Source organism: Bacillota bacterium, from assembly GCA_030705925.1.
In the GTDB taxonomy this organism is placed as follows: domain Bacteria; phylum Bacillota; class Clostridia; order Oscillospirales; family Feifaniaceae; genus JAUZPM01.
This window is the reverse complement of sequence record JAUZPM010000089.1, coordinates 1-7,249: the sequence shown is the minus strand read 5'-3', so window position 1 is coordinate 7,249 and position 7,249 is coordinate 1. Positions and strand designations below refer to the sequence as shown.

Below are 7,249 nucleotides of genomic sequence, written 5' to 3'. Positions count from 1 at the left end.
CGGCCTTGGTGGTCCCGGCGGCTTCGGCGGTCCCGGCGGCTTCGGCGGTCCCGGCGGCCTGGGTGGTCCCGGCGGCTTCGGCGGTCCCGGCGGCTTCGGCGGTCCCGGCGGCTTCGGCGGTCCCGGCGGCTTCGGCGGTCCCGGCGGCCTCGGCGGTCCCGGCGGTCCTATTCTACAAAAAGGTGCGTTTGGTAACAATAGGCATAGTAAGTTTCTCCTTCTCGGCATATCATTCACCCCCTTCGGTATATGATATGCCAGGGATAAACTAATTGGTAATTTACAAAAAATTAATCTTTGGATTATTGTAAAAGTGATGTTTGGTTTATATAATCATCTTATTGTAATATTTCAGCGATTTTACGTTGAAATAATTTGAAAATTATAATAAAATAAATATCTATTTGTTTTATAAGGGAGTAATAAAACTAAAATGAAAATGAAAACAATATTACTAATGACTTTACTGACAATTACAATGTTATTTGTAGGTTGCAGCAGTAATTCAGCAAACAAAAATACAAAAGGAGAAGATAATTTGAAGCACACGAAAGTACAGATTGAAATGCAGGACGGCGGGAAAATGGTATTTGAATTATATCCTGAATACGCTCCTCAAACAGTTGCAAACTTTATTGAACTTTCTAAGTCTGGTTTTTATGACGGGCTCAAATTTCATAGAATCATGAAGGGCTTTATGATTCAGGGCGGCGATCCCAGCGGAAACGGCTCCGGTGGATCAAAGAAGAAAATAAAGGGTGAATTTGCATCAAACGGTTTTTCTCAAAATACGTTAAAACATACCAAAGGCGTTATATCGATGGCTCGAGCTAAAGATAAAAATTCTGCAAGCAGTCAATTCTTTGTTATGGATGGTACCGCTAGTTCTCTTGACGGTGACTACGCCGCATTTGGCAAAATGATTGAGGGCGAGGATACTCTTGATTCAATAGCCAATACACCAGTTGGTCCTAACAGTTATGGTGAGATGTCAGTCCCTCAAAAGGACGTAATAATAAAAAAAGTCACAGTGTTAGACTAACTTATTAGTTGATCTATCAATTTAAAGTTTAAGGCAATAGCTAAATGTTAAATATTAATATTGGCTTAAGTTCGGTACAGATTTTACTCCTCTTCATATAATAATAGTGACTTTAACCGAAGGAGGTAAAATGATGGCTGAACTAATCGAAAAAGATAAAACACCACAAAAAGCTCAATGCTGTCCCGCTGTTGGAAGCCAAATCGCAAAGATCTGTCTGCCGGTTTCAACGCATCCTTATGCAGTAACAGGTCCAATCTCTATACATTGCTGTGGAGACCCTGTAATTAAGCAATCCTGTGATCATTGTTTTGGAAAAGTCAACGGTGCATGTGATTTCACAATAAGTCAGAAAATCCGCGTTGATGTTCCAGTAGAATTTGGTGCTATGGTAAATGTAGGCGAAACTTATGTATCCTGCGGACATTTTGGCGACGAAAACCTTGATCTTGAAGAAGATTGCGATTGTAAATCCCTAGAGTAGTACTTAATTAATATAGTTTTTATAAGTTAAAAAAGCTGCCTTTTGGCGGCTTTTTTGTTTTTGTGTTTTGTATTTGATAATAATCATACATATGGTATAATTACTTGCAAAGGGAGGACTATAATGGATTTTATACAGGATTTTCGAGAATTTATAATAAACCGTTTAACAGTAATGGGGCTTTCTCATGATGACGAAAGCACTTTAATGCTTACATCACGGTACATTAAAGAGGTTAAATGCTTTTTTCCATTGGATCGTGCCTGCGAGGTTCAACTTTCCAACGTTCTGCTTGACAAATTTGATTCATTGCCCCAATCAGATAAAAATATAATTCAAGATATTAAAAAGCATCTTGAAAGCGGAACGGATATTCTGGAACTATTTAAAGGCTTAATTATGGATGAACCAAATCCGCTTTTTAAGCATGGTATAAAAAAGGTGCGTGTAGGGCAAAAAAAGCTGTATTTTGCCGATAAGGACAGTTATGTATTTTTAATTGATTTAGCCCAAAACCTAACTGAAGAAGAAGTTTTAGAGTCAATCAAAGGAACATGGCCAAACCTGCTGGGTGTAATTAAAACGGACATTGAAGAATCCGAGCTGGATTATATATCAACACTGGAAGCAGATGATTTGATATTTAACATTGCTGAGACTGAAAAATTCGTAAGCGGTAACGAATATATAATCAAAAATCAGATAGAAAATGCTCTTAAACATCCTTTGCCTGCTCCGCCGGATTTTAAGCTGGAATTTAGCGGTGGGCATTTTACTGTTTATGAAATCGGTTCAGGTGCACTTGTAAAGTTAAGTTAAAAAAATAAGGACTGCAACATAAAAGTTGCAGTCCTATTAATTTTAAACTTCTATTAATACATTCCGCCCATTTGTGCAGCGGCGGCAGCCTGTGCAGCAGCGGCGGCAGCCTGTGCATCTTCTTTCTTATCGGCAACAAGTGATTCTGTAGTAAGAACCATTGCAGCAACTGAAGACGCATTCTGAAGTGCACTTCTTGTAACCTTAGCCGGATCAACGATACCAGCTTCCAGCATATCGCAGTAAACTTCTTTCTGAGCGTCAAAACCGTAGGTAACGCTGTTCTGTGAACGCAACTTTTCAATAATAACTGAGCCCTCAAGTCCTGCGTTTGTGGCAATTTGTCTGACAGGCTCTTCAAGAGCTTTTAGAACAATTGCAACACCGGTCTTGACGTCGCCGGTTACTTTATTAAGGAGATCTGTAACGGCAGGCATAGAATTTATGAACGCTGTGCCGCCGCCTGCAACGATACCCTCTTCAACAGCAGCCTTGGTGGCAGCCAGAGCATCTTCGATACGCAGTTTCTTTTCTTTCATCTCTGTCTCAGTTGCAGCGCCGACACGGACAACGGCAACACCGCCAGCAAGTTTTGCAAGGCGCTCCTGCAGTTTCTCTTTATCGAATTCGGATGTTGTAACTTCAATAGCAGCCTTTATCTGAGATACTCTTGCTTTTATAGCATTTGTGTCACCAGCGCCGCTTACTATAATCGTATTTTCCTTTTGAACCTTGATCTGCTTTGCGCGGCCGAGCTGTGCGACTGTTGCACTCTTAAGATCAAGCCCGAGTTCCTCGCTTATTACCTCGCCGCCTGTAAGGACCGCGATATCCTGCAGCATTTCTTTTCTTCTGTCGCCAAAGCCCGGAGCTTTTACGCAGACACAGTTGAATGTACCGCGCAGTTTATTAAGCAGAATAGTTGTAAGTGCTTCACCTTCAACGTCTTCAGCGATTATTACAAGCTTTTTGCCTGATTGAACAATCTGCTCAAGCAGCGGAAGGATATCCTGAATAGAAGAAATCTTCTTATCAGTTATGAGTATATATGGATCGTCAATGATTGCTTCCATCTTATCGGTATCAGTAACCATATAAGGTGAAATATAACCACGGTCAAACTGCATTCCTTCAACCACTTCACAGCTGGTCTCAGCGGTTTTGCTTTCCTCAACGGTGATAACCCCGTCGCTTGTAACTTTATCCATAGCCTCTGCAATAAGATTGCCTATCACTTCATCACCAGCAGAAACTGTTGCAACACGAGCGATATCTTTTGAACCGCCAACTTTGTTAGCATTAGCCTGAACAGCCTTTACAGCTGTGTCAACTGCCACTGCAATACCCTTTTTAACGTCCATCGGGTTTGCACCTGCTGCGACGTTTTTCATGCCTTCACGTATAATTGCCTGTGCAAGCAGGGTAGCTGTTGTTGTACCGTCTCCGGCAACATCATTTGTCTTAACAGCAACTTCTTTAACGAGCTGGGCACCCATATTTTCAAAAGGATCTTCAAGTTCGATCTCCTTTGCTATAGTAACACCATCGTTAGTTATTAAAGGAGCTCCGTATTTTTTATCGAGAACAACGTTTCTGCCCTTCGGCCCAAGTGTAATCTTCACTGTATCTGCAAGTTTGTCTATACCTTTTTGTAAAGACTTTCTTGCATCTTCACCATAAGCAATCTGTTTAGCCATTATTCATTCCTCCTATTTCTGCTTAATTATTCAACTACCGCGAGAATGTCGCCTTGTTTCACAACAATGTACTCAACATCATCGACTTTAACTTCAGTGCCGGAGTACTTGCTTGTGATAACCTTATCGCCAACCGAGACCTGCATCGTGACTTCATTTGTTCCGGGGCCTACTGCTATTACCTCTGCAACCTGCGGCTTTTCTTTAGCCGAAGCAGCCAGTATAATGCCGCTTTTAGTAGTCTCCTCAGTTTCAATCATTTTGATGACAACCCTGTCAGCAAGCGGTTTGAGTTTCATACATAACACTCCTTTGTTTTATATAAAATATTGACTTTTAAATTTTAGCACTCAAAGTGTTTGAGTGCTAACCGCTTTATTATAATAGAACACTCCGGATAAAAAATCAAGGGGCTTTTTTTAAAAACGTATTAATTTTAACAATTTATTAAAAATTACCCTCTAATACAGCGTTACTCTCATCAAATACGCTAGCCTGTATCAAAGGCTTAATTATACTGACTGCTGAGGGCAGGACACGGATCTCAGGATTGTGAAATGTTCTTATTTCACCATCAAGGTTCATTTGAATAGGCTTATCTGAAAGTATTCTCGCTCTAGTGCACCTTACAAGCGATATGATATTGTTATGGTGTAAGTGAGTGCCTTTTTTATATTCATCTATAATAGTAAGCATGCGAAACCTTGAAACTTTTTTAACCATGACAAAATCGAGCATGCCGTCATACATGTCAGCATTTGGTGCCGGCATAAATCCTCCACCGTAATATCTCCCATTTGCAGCAACGCCAAACAGGTATGTATCCTGCGGATATAACTCGCCGTCAAGTTCAAATTGAAGTTTACTGCCTATATGTGATAAAAAGCACCTTAATACCGAAAGTATGTAAGCTGTACTGCCATTGATAAAAGGAAGCCGCTTGAATTTAGATACTTCATTTGCGACCGAGGCATCAAGTCCTGCTGAAACGCAGTTTATTGCAGCTGTACCCTCACACTCGATAATATCAATTTTCTCAGCTACGCCGTGTACAAGACTTTCCAGGTTGACTGCTGCCCTGCCTGCAAGCATCTTAATAAAGTCATTTCCGGAACCGCTTGGGAAAACCGCCAGCTCTGCATTTTCATACCGATACATTCCGTTGAGCACTTCGTTTAGCGTTCCGTCTCCGCCGCATGAATAAATGCGAACCGGTTCTCCCGTTTCCGCATACTTTTTAGCAATCTCGGCAGCGTGTCCCGGCTTTTTTGTAAGCTCTATAGAATAACTGCCGCTGCTTGGAAACAGTCTTCCGACCTCCTCCTTTATAAACTCCGCTGCATTTCTTTTGCCAGCCGCAGGGTTTATAATAAATACGTGTTTCATGCCCCTTCATACCCCTTTGAAAATCACTTTATTTTATAATATTGATATAAATCGCATTTTATCATTCCATTATATAATTTACGTTTTTTATCCGCTGGGCGGCCAAAGCAACGTTCAAAGTATTCATCTGCCGTGATTATATAAAAGCGCCACTGAGGAAGTTTCGAAGTCACACGGCCCATATCTCTGTATAACTGTGCGGTTTCGTCTTTCCCCATAAGTCTTTCTCCGTAAGGAGGATTGCATACAATGGTTCCGTATTGCTCTTGTGAAGAAAAGTTGCGCATATCGGCAGTTGAAACAGTTATATATTTATCAACTCCTGCAAGTCTGGCATTATGCTTTGTCAGGTTGGTCATCTCTGGGTCGATATCACTTGCAAGGATTCTTATATCTTTATGTTCAATTAAATCAAGGGCAGCCTGTCTTTCATCCTGCAAAATAGTTTTTTTAAAAAAACTGAACCCTTCAAATGCAAACGTTCTGTGCAGGCCAGGCGCAATATTTTGAGCTATCATCGCAGCCTCTATTGGAATTGTTCCGCTTCCGCACATGAAGTCAACAAACACGTCACGTCCGCGATAACGGCTGGTTTTAACGATCGCTGCCGCTAATGTTTCTTTTAACGGTGCCTCACTTCCCTGTTCCCGATATCCGCGTTTATGCAGCCCCTCGCCGCTTGTATCAAGCATTATTTCGGCGGAATCCTTCATAATTAAAAACGATAATGCGTATTTTATCCCTGTCTCTGGAAACCATTTTAATCCGTATGCATCAGAAAGGCGATCTACGACTGCTTTCTTCATGATTTTCTGACAATCCGGGACGCTTGCCAATTGTGAACGAAGGCAGTGACCGGTAACTGGAAAAGCATCTTTGCTTCCAATTATGTCTTCCCAAGGAATTGCCTTCACTCCCTGATATAAATCCTCAAAACTGTATACTTGAAAAGTTGAAAGACGGATCAAAATTCTCTCACCGCAGCGAAGACGTAAGCTTGCTTTTGCAAGAGATGCAAGATCCCCCCTGAAGGTAACTCTGCCGTCACGAACCTCAGTAACATCTTCTCCCATATCTTTAAGTTCATCACGAACTGTACTTTCAAGTCCAAACAGGCACGGTACAACATATTCAATGTTTTTTAAGTCCATTTTTTAACTCCACTCATTTTTTATATAAAACACAAACAGTATAACATATACTTGATCAAAAGTCGCTTTTTATTACACTATTTTAACCAAATAAAAAGTAAAAAATACTAAATCCCTGTACTGCAAAAGCCGTACAGGGATTTAACTTAATGTTTATTGCGAAATTATGAATTCACACTGGTAGTTGAACTTGATTTTGGAGCAAGAGCCTTGACAATCTCCTTGGCTGTTGTGCTATCGTCTGCCAGTTTGATTCTGACATTATCGCCGACTGCTACAGTCTCTTTCATCACTGTGTCTGACGTTATGGTATACGTCTTTGACTCCGTTGTAAATGTCGGCGCTGTTTTAGCTGCCGTGGTGGCATCAGTCGTAGGTTTCTGCATTACACGTTCGTCAACTGTAATACTGTCTGACGTGATTGCCGTTACAGTTCCCATAACGCCTTTATCCTTGAAGCCGCCTTTTCCCATTCCGTCTTTGCAGATATTTATCTCAGATGCTGTTATGCTATCGTCTGCCAGTTTGATTCTGACATTATTACCAACCACTACGGTTTCTTTCATTACTGTATCCGATGTTATGGTATATGTCTTTGACTCAGTTGTAAATGTCGGCGCTGTTTTAGCTGCCGTGGTGGCATCAGTCGTAGGTTTCTGCATTACACGTT

At 41.1% G+C, this 7,249-nt stretch carries 9 protein-coding genes; 4 read left to right on the top strand and 5 right to left on the bottom strand.

What is annotated here, in order from left to right; genetic code table 11:
- From Q8865_10550 to Q8865_10535, 4 genes are all read left to right on the top strand, one after another.
- On the top strand, nucleotides 1-253 hold a 253-nt coding region (locus Q8865_10550), incomplete at its 5' end, for a hypothetical protein (protein ID MDP4153855.1).
- A 180-nt stretch (nucleotides 254-433) separates the two neighbouring features.
- Nucleotides 434-1,042, top strand: coding sequence for a peptidylprolyl isomerase (locus Q8865_10545; GenBank protein ID MDP4153854.1), 609 nt, complete (start codon nucleotides 434-436; stop codon nucleotides 1,040-1,042).
- 133 nt (nucleotides 1,043-1,175) lie between these two features.
- Entirely contained in the window at nucleotides 1,176-1,526 is a 351-nt protein-coding gene (locus Q8865_10540; protein MDP4153853.1) for a hypothetical protein, read from the top strand.
- 123 nt (nucleotides 1,527-1,649) lie between these two features.
- The gene (locus tag Q8865_10535; protein ID MDP4153852.1) at nucleotides 1,650-2,345 is read left to right on the top strand and encodes a hypothetical protein; all 696 of its coding nucleotides are present in this window, start codon (nucleotides 1,650-1,652) and stop codon (nucleotides 2,343-2,345) included.
- A gap of 53 nt (nucleotides 2,346-2,398) precedes the next feature.
- On the opposite strand, the gene groL is transcribed toward Q8865_10535, so the two are convergent.
- The 5 genes from groL to Q8865_10510 all read right to left on the bottom strand — a co-directional run.
- A complete protein-coding gene (groL, locus tag Q8865_10530) occupies nucleotides 2,399-4,042 on the bottom strand; it encodes a chaperonin GroEL (protein MDP4153851.1) in 1,644 nt (547 codons plus the stop codon).
- A 26-nt stretch (nucleotides 4,043-4,068) separates the two neighbouring features.
- Nucleotides 4,069-4,341, bottom strand: coding sequence for a co-chaperone GroES (locus Q8865_10525; protein ID MDP4153850.1), 273 nt, complete (start codon nucleotides 4,339-4,341; stop codon nucleotides 4,069-4,071).
- A 148-nt stretch (nucleotides 4,342-4,489) separates the two neighbouring features.
- Entirely contained in the window at nucleotides 4,490-5,428 is a 939-nt protein-coding gene (locus Q8865_10520) for a diacylglycerol kinase family lipid kinase (protein MDP4153849.1), read from the bottom strand.
- Nucleotides 5,429-5,451: 23 nt separating this feature from the next.
- Nucleotides 5,452-6,579 carry a class I SAM-dependent RNA methyltransferase gene (locus Q8865_10515; protein ID MDP4153848.1) on the bottom strand — a complete coding sequence of 376 codons (1,128 nt, stop codon included), beginning with the start codon at nucleotides 6,577-6,579 and terminating at the stop codon, nucleotides 5,452-5,454.
- Between the two features lie 164 nt (nucleotides 6,580-6,743).
- On the bottom strand, nucleotides 6,744-7,249 hold a 506-nt coding region (locus Q8865_10510; protein MDP4153847.1), incomplete at its 5' end, for a hypothetical protein.

Bases quoted from the DNA above. Each gene is read 5' to 3' on its own strand.
- Q8865_10545 (MDP4153854.1), top strand. From the start codon at position 434: ATGAAAATGAAAACAATATTACTAATGACTTTACTGACAATTACAATG.
- Q8865_10540 (MDP4153853.1), top strand. From the start codon at position 1,176: ATGGCTGAACTAATCGAAAAAGATAAAACACCACAAAAAGCTCAATGC.
- Q8865_10535 (MDP4153852.1), top strand. From the start codon at position 1,650: ATGGATTTTATACAGGATTTTCGAGAATTTATAATAAACCGTTTAACA.
- groL (MDP4153851.1), bottom strand. From the start codon at position 4,042: ATGGCTAAACAGATTGCTTATGGTGAAGATGCAAGAAAGTCTTTACAA.
- Q8865_10525 (MDP4153850.1), bottom strand. From the start codon at position 4,341: ATGAAACTCAAACCGCTTGCTGACAGGGTTGTCATCAAAATGATTGAA.
- Q8865_10520 (MDP4153849.1), bottom strand. From the start codon at position 5,428: ATGAAACACGTATTTATTATAAACCCTGCGGCTGGCAAAAGAAATGCA.
- Q8865_10515 (MDP4153848.1), bottom strand. From the start codon at position 6,579: ATGGACTTAAAAAACATTGAATATGTTGTACCGTGCCTGTTTGGACTT.